Source organism: Mucilaginibacter sp. GW821-FHT07H05, from assembly GCF_059418485.1.
Window position 1 is genome coordinate 611,329 of sequence record NZ_JBWKPY010000004.1, and the last position, 16,510, is coordinate 627,838.

Sequence of the window (16,510 nt, forward strand, 5' to 3'; positions counted from 1 at the left end):
AGTTCACAAAGAAAAGCAAGATAATCGACTAACATCTCTGTGAACTCCGCGGTTCTTTCTCTGTGAACTCTGTGGTTAAATCTCGCCACTGAATATTATTTATGAAACAACACCTGCAACACCCCGTATTTAAAGTGATAGCCAAAGTGGCCGACGGGTTAAATGTGCAGGCTTATGCCATTGGCGGTTTTGTTCGCGATATTTTCCTGAACCGGCCATCAAAGGATATTGATATTGTAGTGCTGGGCAACGGCATCCAGTTTGCCGAGCAGGTGGCCGCGCAATTGAACGTAAAGGTGGCCGTTTTCAAGAATTTCGGCACAGCCATGTTAAAGTACAGGGATATGGAAGTGGAGTTTGTTGGTGCACGCAAGGAATCGTACCGGTCGGACTCGCGCAAACCGATTGTGGAGAACGGCACTTTGGATGACGATCAAAAACGCCGTGATTTTACCATTAATGCTTTAGCCATTGCCTTACATGCCAGCCAGTTTGGCGAGTTGATAGACCCATTTGGCGGGATGGTACATCTGGATGAAAAGCTGATTAAAACCCCGCTTGACCCGGCTGAAACCTTTTCGGATGATCCCCTGCGGATGATGCGGGCGGTTAGGTTTGCATCGCAACTGAATTTCAAGATCAGCAATGACGCGGTTGAGGCTATAAAAAATAATAAAGAGCGCATCCGTATTGTATCGCAGGAACGGATAACGGACGAACTGAATAAGATCATCCTATCGCCCAAACCATCCATCGGGTTTAATTACTTGTTTGATACCGGCCTGCTGCATCTGATATTTCCGCAGATGACCGCTTTATATGGCGTGGATATAATTGACGGGAAAGGCCATAAGGATAATTTTTACCATACCTTGCAGGTGCTGGATAATATTTGCACCACTACTACCGATTTGTGGCTGCGCTGGGCAGCTATTTTGCACGATATTGCCAAGCCTGCCACCAAACGCTTTGAACCCGGCCACGGCTGGACATTCCACGGGCACGAGGATAAGGGCGCGCGTATGGTCCCCAAGATCTTCGCGCAGCTGAAACTGCCGCTTAACGAGCACATGAAGCTGGTGCAAAAGCTGGTACAACTGCACCTGCGCCCCATTGTACTGGCCCAGGATATTGTGACCGATTCGGCCGTGCGGCGTTTGCTGTTTGAGGCCGGCGATGATACCGAGGCCCTGATGCTGCTCTGTAAAGCCGACATCACCACCAAAAATGAGTACAAGGTAAAACGTTACCGTAACAACTTTGAACTGGTGCTGCAAAAATTAAAAGATGTAGAAGAGCGCGATAAGGTACGCAACTGGCAGCCCCCGGTATCGGGCAGCGATATTATGGAATTATTCGGGATTAAAGAGGGCCGCGAGGTAGGCATTATTAAAAACCAGATCCGCGAGGCTATCCTGGAGGGCGACATCCCGAACACCCGCGAAGCAGCTTTAAATTATACAATTACAAAAGGCGAAGAAATTGGCTTAAAAGTTGTGGCAAACAACAAATTGAATTAAAACATTATTTTTGACCAAAATCTACTAACAAAAAACAATGGCACTATACAGATTTAGGATATCTTTTGAGGATTATGATGATGTGATGAGGGAGATCGACGTAAAATCAAACCAAACGTTTGAAGATCTTCATCGCGCAATACACCAATCCACGGGTTATAATCCCGAATTATCGTCTTCCTTTTACATCAGTAACGATCAATGGACAAAAGGCGAAGAGATCACCTATCTGCCTAATCAAAAAAGGATTGACCGGGGCATTGCTCTGATGGAAAAGGTTAAGCTAAGCAGCTTTATTGATGATCCGCATCAAAAATTTTACTATACTTTTAATTTCGACCGCCCTTATGATTTTCATGTGGAGCTGATGAAGATCATTTTAGACGAAGACCCAAAGGTAAGCTATCCGCATATTGTTAAAAGCGTAGGCGAAGCGCCAAAGATGTTCAGCAATATTGCTACACCAACCATATTGCCACCCGTTAACGATGATTTTGATTTCCTGAACGAAATGGAATTTGTGCCGGAAGATGCCGAAGATTTTTCGGAAGTAACCGATACCGGCATTGTAGATGAGGAGGAAGAGGATACCCATGGTGTTGATGCCGAAGACGAGGATGAAATGGATGAGTTTTCGGATAACGAACACATGGAAGATGAAGGCCGGGGCCACGATGATTATTAATTAGTGAATAGTTCATGGATCATAGTTCATAGTAAAAGCTATTGCCATGAATAAAAGTAAAACCCTTATTGTAATTGCCGGGCCAACGGCAAGCGGCAAAACGGCCGTGGGCATACAACTGGCTCAAAAATTGGGCACAGAGATCATTTCGGCCGATTCAAGGCAGTTTTACCGGGAGATGGCTATTGGTACCGCCAAACCTACTCCGGATGAACTGGCGCAGGCTAAGCACCATTTTGTAGGCTCGCACAGTGTTAGCGAAAACTTTAATGTAGGCGATTTTGAACAGCAAGGCCTGGCTTTGCTTGATGTATTGTTTAAAACTCACGATACGGTGATTATGGTTGGCGGATCGGGGCTTTATATTAAAGCCATTTGTGAAGGCTTTGATCAGTTGCCTGATGTTGACCCATTCATACGCGAACGGCTGAACGCTGCCTATGCTGAGAAAGGCATCAGTTATTTACAGGAAAAACTCAAAGCGGCCGATCCCGAGTATTATAACCAGGTTGATTTAAACAATCCGCAAAGGATCATCCGTGCGCTGGAGGTTTTTGAAAGCAGCGGGCAGGCATTCTCCTCGTTCCGCAAAGCAAACTTTCGGCAGCGCCCGTTCAACATATTAAAAGTTGGCTTATTGTGGCCACGCGAACAATTGTATCATCGCATTAATTTGCGGGTTGACCAAATGATAGCCGATGGCCTGGTTGATGAAGTACGATCGCTATTACCCTACCGGCATTTAAACGCGCTGCAAACCGTAGGGTATACCGAGATATTTGATTACCTGGATGGCAAAACCGATCTGCCGGCGGCAATATCACTCGTTAAACAAAATACCCGCCGCTTTGCCAAACGGCAAATGACCTGGTTTAATAAAGATAAGGAAATAAGCTGGATGGAGCCGGGAAAGGTGGTAGAGTTTGTGATGGAAAAACTTAGCAACTGATATTAAAAAGTCATGCCGAACTTGTTTCGGCACCCCATCATACAAGTTGTTACCTGCCTTGTGGGATGCTGAAACAAGTTCAGCATGACAATGAAATCTTTAATACTTACTCAAAAAATCCTGATAGGCCATTTTAATCCCGTCTTCCAGTTCAATGGTATGTTTCCAGCCTTTGCTGTGCAGTTTAGATACATCCATTAATTTACGGGGGGTGCCGTCGGGCTTGGTGGTATCAAAATTGATCCCGCCTTCATAACCAATCACTTTCTTTACCAGGTAGGCTAAGTTTTTTATGGTGATATCTTCGCCGGTGCCAATATTTACCAGGCCTTCTTCATCGTAATTCAGCATCAGGTAAAAACAAGCTTCGGCCAGATCATCTGCAAACAGAAACTCGCGCATGGGCGATCCGGTTCCCCAAATGGTTACATCAGGAGTGCCATTTACCTTTGCTTCGTGAAAACGGCGTATCATGGCCGGTAACACATGCGAATTTTGGGGATGATAATTATCATTATAACCGTACAAATTGGTTGGCATTACCGATATATAGTTGCAACCATATTGCGCCCGGTAAGCATCGCACATTTTTATGCCGGCAATTTTGGCAATAGCATAAGGTTCGTTAGTTTGCTCAAGTAACCCGGTTAGCAGGTATTCTTCCTTCAACGGTTGCGGCGCCATTTTGGGGTAGATACAGCTTGAGCCTAAAAACATCAGTTTTTTTACCCCGGTTAAATAAGCGTTATGTATAACGTTGTTTTGTATCTGTAAATTCTCGTACAAAAACTCGGCCCTGTAAGTATTGTTAGCTACAATACCGCCTACTTTTGCCGCGGCTAAAAAAACGTATTCTGGTTTTTCGGTTGCAAAAAAGTCGGTTACCTGTTGCTGGCTACGCAAATCCAGATCGGCAGATGTGCGGGTAACAATATTAGTATAGCCTTCTTTAGTAAGCTTACGGTGTATGGCAGAACCTACCATACCCCGATGCCCGGCAATGTAAATCTTAGCGTTTTTTTCCATAGGGAAGATTAATCGAATTGGTTAGTAACAAGATAACCTGAATCTTTTAACAGTTTTTCTCTTTTCACTAAATCAATATCGGCAGCAACCATTTCCTGCACTAAACCTTGCAGATCGTATTTTGGCTCCCAACCTAATTTCGTTTTAGATTTGGTAGGGTCGCCAATTAATAGATCAACCTCTGTAGGGCGATAGTAAGTTGGATCTACACGCACTACCACTTTACCAATCTCAAGCTGATAGGCAGGGTTATTACATTTAGCAACTTTTGCAATCTCATTCTCTTCGGTTCCTTCAAATTCAAGTTCGATACCCACCTCGGCAAAAGAAAGGCGAACAAAATCCCTTACATAAGTAGTAACACCCATGGCCAGTACGTAATCTTCAGGCTTATCTTGTTGCAATATGCGCCACATGGCCTCCACATAATCTTTTGCATGTCCCCAATCGCGTTGCGCATTAAGGTTACCAAGGTAAAGGCAATCTTGTTTCTCCAAAGCTATGGCTGCAGTAGCCATTGTTATCTTACGGGTTACGAAGGTTTCACCCCTTCGTGGCGACTCGTGGTTAAATAAAACACCATTGCATGCAAACATGTTATAAGCTTCGCGATAGTTTTTTGTAATCCAAAAACCGTATATCTTAGCTACGCCATAAGGTGAACGAGGGTAAAATGGTGAATTTTCATCATAAAAACCTTTCTCGTTCTTATTTTCGGCAAGGCCGCCGTATAGTTCAGACGTAGATGCCTGGTAAATTCTTGTTTTCTTTTCAAGTCCCAATATCCTTACAGCTTCTAATATCCGCAATGTGCCAATACCGTCCACATTCGCTACATATTCAGGCGAATCGAACGATACTTTTACATGGCTCATAGCGCCCAGGTTATATATCTCATCGGGCTTTACTTCTTGTATGATCCTTATAATGTTCGTAGAATCGGTTAGATCCCCGTAATGAAGTTTAAAATTGATATGTCCTTCATGAAGGTCTTGATACAAATGGTCGATACGTTTTGTATTAAAAGAAGATGCCCGCCTTTTAACACCGTGCACTTCATATCCTTTTTCCAGCAAAAGTTCTGCTAAATAAGACCCGTCCTGACCGGTAATACCCGTTATTAATGCTACTTTTTTGGTTGATGACATAGTGGAGATGATTGTTTTAATGTATTAGTATTGATGTTAGCTTAATTTTAAAAGGTATTGCCCATACCCGCTTTTAATATACTTGTTAGCTATTGTGATTAGCTGTTCCTTATTAATAAATCCCTGCCTGTAGGCTACTTCTTCAATACAGCCTATTTTTGTCGCTTGTCGTTTTTCAATAACACGCACAAATTCGGTTGCATCACTTAATGAATCAAAGGTACCGGTATCCAGCCAGGCTGTGCCCCTATCCATCACGCCTACGTGCAGGTTACCTTGTTCAAGGTAATATTTGTTCACATCTGTTATTTCAAACTCGCCCCTGGGCGATGGTTTAATATTTTTTGCTATCTCTACAACCGTATTATCATAAAAATACAATCCCGGTACCGCGTAGTTCGATTTTGGCTGCGATGGCTTTTCTTCGATAGATAATGCTGTAAAACTATCATCAAATTCAACTACCCCATATCGCTCCGGATCGGCAACTTTGTATGCAAAAATAGCGGCGCCATCTACATCATTAAAGCTGGTAATCAATTCGCCAAAACCCGTTCCGTAAAAAATATTGTCGCCCAGTATCAGGGCCACTTTATCATCACCAACAAATTTTTCGCCAATTACAAATGCCTGGGCAAGTCCGTTAGGTACTTCTTGTATGGCATACTCAAAACGGCAGCCTAATTCTTTTCCATCGCCAAGCAAACGTACAAAGCCTGCATTATCTTCGGGTGTGGTGATGATCAAAATCTCGTTTATCCCGGCCATCATCAAAACCGATAATGGATAATAAATCATCGGCTTATCATAAATAGGCATTAGCTGCTTACTTATAGCTTTGGTGATTGGATATAGCCGTGTGCCCGAACCGCCCGCAAGTATTATACCTTTCATAGACAAAATGATAATGTTGCTAATATACCTATTTCAGCGCCTTAATACAAGTAATTAAGCTATCGCGCCAGTATGGAATTGCCATGCTAAATGTGTTTTTTATCTTACTTTTATCCATTACCGAATAAGCCGGCCTAATGGCCCTGGTTGGATATTCACTGGTACGGATAGGCAATATGTTAATTGTGTTGCCGGATATATCAAATATGGCCTTTGCAAAATCGTACCAGGATGTTACACCTTCGTTACTATAATGATAGGTTCCAAAATCAATTTTTCCTGATAAAACGATCGCTATTATTGCGCCTGCTAAATCAATAGCATAAGTTGGCGTACCCACCTGATCGGCTATTATTTTAAGTTCATTTTTTTCCGAACCTAATTTTAGCATTGTTTTAACAAAATTATTGCCATACTCTGAGTAAAGCCAACTGGTACGTATAATATAATGTTGCGGCAATATAGCGGCAATATCCTGTTCGCCTTCCAATTTGGTTAGCCCATAAACATTTATAGGCTGGGCAATAGCATCTTCGGTTAATAAGCCCGGGGTGTTTCCTTCAAAAACAAAATCTGTTGAGATATGCACCAGTACTGTTCCATGCTTTTTACACATCCCGGCCAGGTTGGCTGCCCCGTCTTTATTAATTTTACGGGCCATATCAACATCATCTTCAGCTTTATCAACTGCTGTATATGCAGCGCAATTGATGCAGTATGCCGGTTTGTATGTATCAAAAAGTTTAGTTAGCGCCTCAACGTCTAAAATATTGGCATCTGTTTCTGCAGGATAGATAAATCCACTTACTCCGCGTTCTTCACAAACTTTTTTTAAGCATTGCCCTAACTGACCTGAAGCACCAAACACTAAAACTTTTTTCATAGATACCAATAGGATAATGTTTTAATTAAACGTTTTTTTAAGTCGTAGTTGCAAACCTACAGAATTGTAATATAATCCGCCTAAATCCATAGCTACGGCTGCACCAATAAACAATCCTTTATCTGATGTTTTACCGGCTTCCAGATAACCGGAAAACTGTTCTACCTGGCCAAATAAACCCACCGGCGGTGTAATGTTCCCTTTATAATAGGCTAAATTGTGCCCTTCTACACTTGTACCATAAGTGCCATAGTTTACAGAATATGTAGCCTTTACTGTAAAATCAATATGGTTTAATGAGCCCTCTAAACCTGTATGAAATGCCATTATCCTATTATTAATGAAATAATCTCCCGGAAACGCCGCTAAGCCAGCCCTTGTATATTCACTTGTTGTTAATAAAGGGTTGCCCAAATTTAAGCCTTTATAAGACCATCCCTCGGTATAAACATAATTGTTATAATAATCCTCATCGCCAGAATTAGTAACCTTTGAATCAATTTTACCTGCCTGGTCCTTAGTATAAATAAATTCAAATAAAAACTTATGCCAGCCACTTTCATTTTTAGCGTAGTTTTTGTTAGTAAGGCTAATGCCATTTATCCCATCGGCTATATTAGCCAATTTGGATATCGCGCCTACATCATATAAATTTTGACGGTAAGCCGATAGCTTTATATCTTCAAACTCATAATCGGCCCCTATATCTACCGAGCCAATATGATTACCAACTTTTGATGTTAATGCATCAAATTTTACAGCATCTTTTGGGGGACTATAGGTTTTACCTATAGCGGCATAAAATAATGATTTGATAGGCGATAAGGTCCATCCCGAACCAAATATCTTGTCTTCGTTTCCCGAAAACACTTCATGGTTAATACCACCATATAACTTTAGCCGCCAATCTGGTTTTCCAAGCCTGATGTAAACCGAGTTTTCCTGATAATATGTGCCCGCTGTGGGTACATAACTCGCATCTGATAATTGCTGGTTACCTACAAAACCAAATTGATAATCCATTTTAAATGAAAATAATTTATCAAAAATCGGGATACTGTAATATTGGGGAATTGCTAATGTAATTTTTGGTATCCCCAGCGCGTTACCTGAAACAGAAAATGCCCCCGATGATAATGTGCTGTCAACTAATCCTACAATATCTTTTGTGCGGCCGGCTGATACTTGAAATATACTGTATTTAGCCTTAATATAACCCTCTATAATTGAAAAATTTGCCTTACTGCCGGCGTTTACACGTAATGTAACACCGGCTGACCAATCTAACATTGGTGAATCGCCGTCGCTAAAAAACTGATTGTTTGCTGGCGCGTAATCTTTATAAAAACTTCCGATTATAGCGCCGGATGTACCGGGAAGCGGTACGCTGCCATATTTACCAGCCCGCAACCAAAAAGGGAGCTTTGCAGCAGGCGCTATAGTTGTTTGTATTTCGGCCGAGTAGTGTAGCAGATCATCAGATTGCGCTTTTAGTAAAAAAGGCATTAACAGCATCAAGAAAAAAAAAATGTATTGTTTTATACCGCTGTTGATCTCCATATGGTTAATGTGTTTTAACAAATACAAACCAGTTTATTAACGATTCGCATTTACCAATTGGCAATTTTTTGATAAAAATAATAAAATATCATCAACAATATTAATTATTAATTGCATTTTTATTATTAACAAGTGGTGTAAATATTAAAAACTGTGGTGCACATTATTCTATTGGTTTTAAATTGCTTTTTTTGAACAACGAGTTAAGGCGTACTTTAAATAGCGTTCCCACAAATAATGGGCCATAGTATAAATATCTTTTGCTCATTCTTTTAGGCTCTTTTACCAAGCGGATAAACCATTCTAAACCTAATTTTATCCATATTTTATTGGGGCGTTTAACAGTGCCTGCATAAAAATCAAATACAGCACCTATTGAACATATAATATATGTATTTAAGTTATCACGATGTTCAAATGCCCATTTTTCTTGCTTAGGCGCCGTCATCCCTATAAATAAAACATCGGGTTTAAAGGCATTAACGGCGTTTATCATTTCCAAATTATCCTCATTAGTAAATTGGGCCTTATATGGGGGCGAATAAAACCCGGCCTTTATATCAGGATATTCTACACTTAACCGGCTTTTTATTTTATTTAAAGTATGAATAGATGACCCTAAATAAAAACAACTCTTACTTTCATTTAAGCATTTCTCTAACAAAAACTTGTGCATATCTGCGCCGGCAATTTTCTTTACATGCTCGTTATCAAAAAATTTGGCTGCAAAAGTAATTCCTACCCCGTCAGGTAATAAAATATCTGATTGCAGCAGGGCTTTTTTAAATTCGTTATCCTGTTGGGTAATACAGTATGAGTATTGATTGATGGTATTAATCAGCGTTTTTTTACTTAATGATATTTTGCTAAGGGTATCTGCATATATATTAAACCCTAAACAATAAACTGTTTTATACTTATTAGCAGATATGTTTTCTGTGGTCATATGTAAATAAAAAATGTGAATACCTTACTGCGGATTAGTTACACTAACAAAACCCGGATACCGGGTATTAAAAAACAGCCTCAAATAGTTCTGTTTGTTTTATGCTTTTGTTAGACAGATACAAATTAAGCCACTCCTTAGATTTTTGCACTAATGTACTACGCAGAGCTGATGATGATAAAATTTCATTGACACGGCTTGCCGAGTTTTGAATATCATCATTTAGGCCAATGATAACATTAGCCTTTATTAACTCTGATGCAAAAGAGTATTGGGCATTAACCGCGGCTACGCAACCATTTGAGTTGATTGATTTTAACAGGGCACCTTCTATAGGTGCCGACCAAACGGAAGGATTTACAACCATTTTAGCATTTGATACAGCCTCGGCTAATCCTGTTTCCCAGGTCATCTCTTTAAATACAATATTATCGCTTATCACGATATCACTATACTCTGCTTTAACCTGATTAATAGTGTAAGGCACCAGTATAGTATATGGTGTTAAAAATGGTGCCATTTGAAGTACATACCGTAGTCCCTTTGCTTCATCCAACGATCCGTGGTATACCATATCATAAGCAGTGGTTGTTAGCGCATTAAAAATTTTATCATGCACTATTTCATTAGTGTACATGCCAACTACTAATGTTTTAGCGTCTTCTCCAAAATGATTTTTAATTAAATGCTGCTGCCTTTCATTTTGTGCCAAAAAAACCAGCTGACGGTAATTAATTTTCAAAAATTTTAAAAACTCAATATTCTCGGCTGTTGAATAGGATACCGGAAATGGTTTGCAATTATTTAGTATAGCCGGTTCAAATGTGCTACTGGCTAAGCATTGTAAACATGGTGAAGTATTTGGTTTTATATGGTTGTAAGATTTCAGACAAAAAAAACTACAATCCATAACATATAAATATATGGCGTTTCCATTATCAAAAAGTTTATAAAAATTACTAAAACCGAAGGTTTGAGGATGAATTAATAAAATATTAGCGTTATAAATTTTTGACAGTTTAACTTTCAGGCCGTTTTGTGTAAACAATTTATAAAAAATTGTTTTCAAAAAATCGCCAAGAAATGACTCTTTTAAAAATTTAAAAAACGGGTTCTTTTTGGCGTAAATGTAAATTAATTCGATATCCGGGTAATTTTCGCGGGCGTGTTCGATAATTTCTTTTACAAGCCTGCCTACACCTCCCTGCGAGGGCCCCAACCCACTAATAATATATTTGCCCATTGATGATTATAATATTGGCAAAACAATAATATTTTAATAATAATATGTAGCCGTTTTACTTTGGTGCTTTTAAAATACGCGTTCGGAAATAAAATTTCAGTTTATTTTTTATCCGGATTTTTATGGAATATTGCTTTTTAAATTCGGCAATAACCTGTTTATCAATAACTATTTTATCCGAAAACTTAAATTCTGATTGCAAGTTATCGTTGTTAACTGCTGGTATTAGTTTATAGCCATACATATTGGTTGCATTAGTATCAAAACCAATATTATGCACTTTAGATACCACCGGATAAACAGAGTATAAGTTATGCTTAAACTGGTAATAGCACCAGCGTATGGCCCACGAATCAATACGTCCCTCCATTCTTTTTTTAAGCATCGAACTCAGGTCGGACCCCATTTCGTTAAATTTCTTTTTTAGGGATCTGTTTTTCTTAAATTCGTTGTAATCCTTTACCCGCCAGTCTATTGGCTCCCACCTATCTTTCCATGTAGCCCAGCCCCACGAAGATCCCCTTTTAGTAAAGTACACATCATACGGATAGGATGGGCTGATTTTTAGATTGTCTGAATAACCGCATATTGAAAACACCTGCTTCTTATCTTCATAAAAAGACAACGCGTCGTTCATATACGTCAAGAAATTGGTTGTGGTTAATATATCATCTTCCAGCACAATAGCCCTGTCATATTGTTTTAACACTTCACCAACTCCATCAATAATTGACTTAGCCAGGCCCTTATTATTTATTGCTTCAATTACAGTAACTTCTTTAAACCCGGTTATTGATCTTAAATACTTTCTAACCTCATTAATTACAGTTTCGTCTTCCTCATGCTTAGCTGCATCAGAATAAATATAAAGTACAGATTGGTTTGCTAAAGTGTTTTGCTGTAGTTTTTCAATGGTGCGTTTTAAAATGTCAAGTCGTTTGTAAGTAAAGAGTATCAGAGGTGCCGGGCTCATAGATGTTTGAAAATATAATCGTTATTTATACGCTGCTATATACTTAATACAACAAGAGTTAATCAACACTCTAAATATAGGCAAAATCGTAGAAAAACGGTTAATTAACCTTTAGAAGACTTAATAATTTAGAATAAATCCTCATCACAATGGAGTTTTGGAAAGTGAATTTCCTTTTTATTGAAGAATTTATTACTACTGTATCCGGAAAGTTGAATTTTGACTTAACATTTGGTACAATATTTTTATAACGGTTGTATCCCGATGTGTTGGAGGCATCTTCGCCAAAGCCGTTATATATCACCATAGATTGTGTTGGAAAAACAGTGTATAAATTATTTTTATACTGATAATAACATAATCTTATATCCCAGGCCTTAGTAATACCAGCTATTGTTTTTTTCAACATCGATGACAGATCGCTCCCCCATTTGTTAAATTCAGATTGCATTTTTCTGCTGGCCAAAAACTGATCTGCATCTTTAATATCCCAATCTACCTTCTTTATTTTATCAGACCACGTTGCCCACCCCCAACTACCCGGCCGTTTTGTAAAATATACATCATATATGTATTGAGAGGGAATGGTGTGTATATAGGAGAACCCGGAGACCGTGATGATATCATTATGATTTTTATAATACTCTAACGTTTGGTTCATAAAGTAAATGAACTGTTTGTTAAAAATAAGGTCGTCTTCAATCACAATAAAGCTATCATGCTTACTTGATATTTCCTTTATAGCTTCCATAATGTTGAAATCAACACCCAGGTTTTTCTCTCTGAAAACAACACTTATTGATTTAAAACCATCTATTGTTTTAATGTAATTCCTAACGATTTCCACTTTTTCAATATCACTGCTTTTTTTTGCAGCGTCAGAATATATAATCAGGTCAGAAACGTCACTATAATCACACTTTTTTAACGAGCTGATACATAGCTTAAGCGTATTTAACCTATTATATGTGAATAAAATAATCGGGGGATAATTCACAATATTACAAGGGATTAATCAACGTATAATATTAATCAATTATTATTATTAATCATAAATAAAGATGCATAATTATTACAACTTTAAGTAATAAAGCTAATCAATGCAATAATAAACAGACAAATGGTTGTACTTATTTGTTCATTTATTATACTTAATTATAATTCTTCTAAATAATAAAAGAAAGCAAGCCCGATCTATTTAAGTTTATCATAAATATAGGGGAATAGCGTTTTGGTCCAAATCTTTAAAAAAGCTTCAGGCAATTCCTTCGGAAAGTGTTTTCTTATATAATATAAGTACTCTTTATAAGCTAATCCGGTGGGGCTATATAAATAATTTATCCGTTGTTTTAAATTATATTCTTTTCCGCTTCGCCAGTTTTTGCCGTGGTCATTATGGCAAACACCCCCATAATCAGATGTAACATAGGTTAATATGCCTTTCTTTTTCGCACTTAATGTATAATCAAAATCGGCAATGCCATGGGTAAAGCTCTCTGATAGTATGCCTGTTTCCTGGTATACTGCAAATGGTACCAGCATTATATTGGCATTGCCCAAATCGCATATTTGTGGTTGTATGCCGTTTGGCGTAAGCATTTTAAATTGAGATTTGTTGGCATTTAATAACCTGCTGCCGCCATAGGTAACCTGATTTAAAGACGGGCCTATTGTTGGAGCTACCAGTATAGCTTTTTCTGTTTCAAGTTTCCTTAAATCAGCCAGTATATTACTAATGGTATTTTCATACAATGTAGTATCGTCATTTAATAATAAAAAAAAGTCGATGTCAATTTTGCTGTTAATAGCCCCCGTCCAGGCTTTACGCATACCACCCGCCCAATATAAACTGCCATTACCCTGAATGACCCTCACATCGGGATAATTGTTTTTTACTGCTTCTGACGTACCATCGGTTGATCCATCATCCACCAAAAAAACTTCCAATTTAATATCCGGACCGATAGCCTGGTTATAAACGCTATTTAAACAAGCTATCGTTTTTTCCCTTCGGTTAAAACAGGTTAATAGTATAGCAATGGTATATTTCATGATGAAAAACTAAAAAGCTCAATTACTTCTGCATCACTTAACTGTCTGAATTTTTGGGAGCTTAACAAACCCAAAGCCAGCCAGAAAAAATAAAAATTTAAATCGAACTGGGTAAACTCTTCAATAAAAAGCAAGGTCCATCGTACGGATATTAATAATCCAAACATTTTACTCAGCCAGTTATTTGACCGGTAAATTCCGTAGTATGATACCAGTAACAAAAATGAAAGATATAAAACAGCCCCTATCAAACCCGAGTATAAAATGATATTTAAAATACCCACTTCTGACGAATATCTGCCGGTACCATGCTCATTAAAAAAATCGGACCGGTATTTTCCAGAGGCGCCTTCGCCGGTTATTAGTGTACCATTATTAACTAATGATGTTATCACCTCCTGATATAAAAATGTACGAGTATCTGAAGCGAGGTTAGCTGTTTCGCCATTTGCACCACGAAATTCATATTTATCATCCTCCTGCAAAACATCTGCAAAAACGTTATATCCCGTAGCAAACGCTAAAAAAGCTAAAAATAAGGGGAGAGCAAACAAAACCAAGTGCGTAATTTTTATTAAACCTACACTAATACGCTGCCGGTAGTAATAGGTAGCCAATATACATAACGATGTTGCTGTTTTAATGATATTAGTTCGGAGGTCGGGCTCTATGGCTACAGACACTACTGCAACTATAAATATTAATATCCGCCACTTGCGTTCAAAAAAAGGCACTAATAAAATGATTACGCTGACAGGCATCATCAGGCGCGAATACAGTTCGGTATTTGTAACCAAGGCCAATGGAATAATAAGGAAGCCAAATTTAAACAGATATTTAAGCGTATAAATGCATATCGTTTTAAAAAAGAGCATTATTTTCCCTACGTAATAGGTTAGGGGGACGGATAAAAACAGAAAAGATTCGAACAGCAAAAATTTCCAATCCCAATAATCATTGACAAGCAATACTCCCTTAATTAGGGTAATTATTTGCCAAATCATAATGGCGCTCATTAAAATAGATAAATTGGAAGGAATATCTTTATTGCGTTCGGTTTTATTACAGATGTAGATAACACTAAAAAAAGACAGATATCTAAAAAATGCAACTGCCGTGTTTACAAGTGTGCCCGATGCATTGCCAGAATATGATACGTAAACTAATGTATCAGATAAGGTTAGCGCAAATAAGGGAATTAGTACTGTTTGCTTACTTATTTTCACGTTCTTAATTCAAATATTAACATCCTTATTAATAACATTATAATTACTTAATTACCAGGTGTTGTGCAGCCAAGCCAACTGTTAAAAAGCTGCGCTTGATGCCTCGCCGGTAAAACTTACTTTTTTTACAAATTTAGCAGGATTACCGGCCCATATTTCATTATCCGGAATGTTTTTAGTAACTACCGAACAGGCGCCTATTATCGAGTTTTCTCCGATAGTTACGCCTTTTAATATGGTTGTGTGCGCCCCGATAAATACATTATTACCTATTACAACGGGCGCTTTTTTTGCATTTAGCCTATCAAGCCCCGCAACACCCCTTTGCTGCGGATCAAGCGAATGAAAATCCGTATCATAAATAACTGTGTTGCCGCCAAGTAATACGTTATTACCAATTGTGATTTTATGATTGCAAATTATAGCTGCCGAACTTATGCCTACATTATTTCCTATTGTTAATTCACCTTCGACCCAAAAAATACACTTTTGCTGCCGGCCAATTATATTATGTCTAAATCCGCTGTTTATCGATAGGCTGTTACCAATACGTACAATACCCCGGCGTGTAATATATACTTTTATTATTCCGTATACCCTAAGCCCTTTATTTATTTTAACACCGTTTAAAAAAAACGCTATTTTGGCAAGTGGTGTGTAAATAACGTTTATACATTTTTCAAAAATCTTTCTTATTCCCTTATAAATTATTGATACCATAAATTTATAATCTATTTAAATCTGAAATTTGAGCCTTAATTATTTCCAACTTTTGTTCCCACCATTTACTTTTCAGCAACTTATCTATTTTCTCTTCATCAAACCTGTATTTGATTACCCTTGCCGGCGATCCTCCTACTATACTGTACGCAGGTACATTTTTAGTTACTACTGCATTAGCGGCAACAATAGCGCCATGCCCTATTTCAACTCCATCCATAATAATAGCCCTTGCACCTACCCAAACATCACACCCAATGGTAATATGATCGTACTCCTCAAATGGCAGGTCTTCATCAATCAGTTGCACATTTAATGTATTATGTTTTCTATAAAACAGTGTCGCGGTTGAAAAATTAGTGATTGGATGTTTACCCAAACCAATCATCACATCATTAGCAATTGAGCAAAAAGAGCCAATCCGCGCATTTTGAATAATACAGTTTTTCCCTATATAGCTATATGATTCTACAACGGTGTTGTTTAACTGACTATTACTTAAAATATGCGTAAAGCCAGCTATTTCCGAATGATCATCAATTGCGCATCCTGTATCTATAATAGCATTTTTAAACCTCAATTTGTTTTGTATGTCCCTGGCCCCTTCATTACCAATGCTAATGCATTTTTTTATGAAACCTATTGGTAACAAAAGTGCCCGTAAAAACATCTTTTTCATTTTTTC

16 protein-coding genes are annotated in these 16,510 nt (G+C 38.2%); 3 read left to right on the forward strand and 13 right to left on the reverse strand.

From position 1 onward, the window contains the following. Positions 1-101: 101 nt before the first annotated feature. The 3 genes from AC07M6_RS13745 to miaA are packed head-to-tail and all read left to right on the forward strand — an operon-like array spanning position 102 to position 3,154. Complete coding sequence (locus tag AC07M6_RS13745; protein WP_494890277.1) at positions 102-1,520, forward strand: CCA tRNA nucleotidyltransferase; 1,419 nt, start codon at positions 102-104, stop codon at positions 1,518-1,520. Positions 1,521-1,557: 37 nt separating this feature from the next. Further along, positions 1,558-2,205, forward strand: coding sequence for an IS1096 element passenger TnpR family protein (locus AC07M6_RS13750; protein WP_494890279.1), 648 nt, complete (start codon positions 1,558-1,560; stop codon positions 2,203-2,205). A gap of 46 nt (positions 2,206-2,251) precedes the next feature. Then, the gene (gene miaA, locus AC07M6_RS13755) at positions 2,252-3,154 is read left to right on the forward strand and encodes a tRNA (adenosine(37)-N6)-dimethylallyltransferase MiaA (protein WP_494890281.1); all 903 of its coding nucleotides are present in this window, start codon (positions 2,252-2,254) and stop codon (positions 3,152-3,154) included. 99 nt (positions 3,155-3,253) lie between these two features. On the opposite strand, the gene fcl is transcribed toward miaA, so the two are convergent. From fcl to AC07M6_RS13820, 13 genes are all read right to left on the reverse strand, one after another. Continuing rightward, the gene (gene fcl / locus AC07M6_RS13760; RefSeq protein ID WP_494890283.1) at positions 3,254-4,180 is read right to left on the reverse strand and encodes a GDP-L-fucose synthase; all 927 of its coding nucleotides are present in this window, start codon (positions 4,178-4,180) and stop codon (positions 3,254-3,256) included. Between the two features lie 8 nt (positions 4,181-4,188). Further along, positions 4,189-5,328 carry a GDP-mannose 4,6-dehydratase gene (gene gmd, locus AC07M6_RS13765; RefSeq protein ID WP_494890285.1) on the reverse strand — a complete coding sequence of 380 codons (1,140 nt, stop codon included), beginning with the start codon at positions 5,326-5,328 and terminating at the stop codon, positions 4,189-4,191. 36 nt (positions 5,329-5,364) lie between these two features. Further along, positions 5,365-6,222, reverse strand: a complete 858-nt coding sequence (gene rfbA, locus AC07M6_RS13770; protein ID WP_494890287.1) for a glucose-1-phosphate thymidylyltransferase RfbA — start codon at positions 6,220-6,222, stop codon at positions 5,365-5,367. Between the two features lie 28 nt (positions 6,223-6,250). Beyond that, positions 6,251-7,105, reverse strand: coding sequence for a dTDP-4-dehydrorhamnose reductase (gene rfbD / locus AC07M6_RS13775; protein ID WP_494890289.1), 855 nt, complete (start codon positions 7,103-7,105; stop codon positions 6,251-6,253). Positions 7,106-7,126: 21 nt separating this feature from the next. Continuing rightward, positions 7,127-8,665 carry a capsule assembly Wzi family protein gene (locus tag AC07M6_RS13780; RefSeq protein WP_494890291.1) on the reverse strand — a complete coding sequence of 513 codons (1,539 nt, stop codon included), beginning with the start codon at positions 8,663-8,665 and terminating at the stop codon, positions 7,127-7,129. 163 nt (positions 8,666-8,828) lie between these two features. Further along, the gene (locus AC07M6_RS13785; RefSeq protein ID WP_494890293.1) at positions 8,829-9,611 is read right to left on the reverse strand and encodes a WecB/TagA/CpsF family glycosyltransferase; all 783 of its coding nucleotides are present in this window, start codon (positions 9,609-9,611) and stop codon (positions 8,829-8,831) included. A 67-nt stretch (positions 9,612-9,678) separates the two neighbouring features. Then, on the reverse strand, positions 9,679-10,854 hold the full coding sequence (locus AC07M6_RS13790; protein WP_494890295.1) for a hypothetical protein: 1,176 nt from the start codon (positions 10,852-10,854) through the stop codon (positions 9,679-9,681). Between the two features lie 55 nt (positions 10,855-10,909). After that, entirely contained in the window at positions 10,910-11,827 is a 918-nt protein-coding gene (locus tag AC07M6_RS13795) for a glycosyltransferase family protein (RefSeq protein ID WP_494890297.1), read from the reverse strand. A gap of 100 nt (positions 11,828-11,927) precedes the next feature. Then, positions 11,928-12,824 carry a glycosyltransferase gene (locus AC07M6_RS13800; protein WP_494890299.1) on the reverse strand — a complete coding sequence of 299 codons (897 nt, stop codon included), beginning with the start codon at positions 12,822-12,824 and terminating at the stop codon, positions 11,928-11,930. A gap of 197 nt (positions 12,825-13,021) precedes the next feature. Continuing rightward, entirely contained in the window at positions 13,022-13,879 is an 858-nt protein-coding gene (locus AC07M6_RS13805) for a glycosyltransferase family 2 protein (protein WP_494890301.1), read from the reverse strand. After that, the gene (locus AC07M6_RS13810; RefSeq protein WP_494890303.1) at positions 13,876-14,754 is read right to left on the reverse strand and encodes a hypothetical protein; all 879 of its coding nucleotides are present in this window, start codon (positions 14,752-14,754) and stop codon (positions 13,876-13,878) included. Before AC07M6_RS13810 ends, AC07M6_RS13805 begins: the two co-directional genes overlap by 4 nt. Before the next feature lie 432 nt (positions 14,755-15,186). Further along, entirely contained in the window at positions 15,187-15,825 is a 639-nt protein-coding gene (locus AC07M6_RS13815) for an acyltransferase (RefSeq protein ID WP_494890305.1), read from the reverse strand. Between the two features lie 4 nt (positions 15,826-15,829). Beyond that, complete coding sequence (locus AC07M6_RS13820; RefSeq protein ID WP_494890307.1) at positions 15,830-16,504, reverse strand: CatB-related O-acetyltransferase; 675 nt, start codon at positions 16,502-16,504, stop codon at positions 15,830-15,832. Positions 16,505-16,510 lie beyond the last annotated feature (6 nt).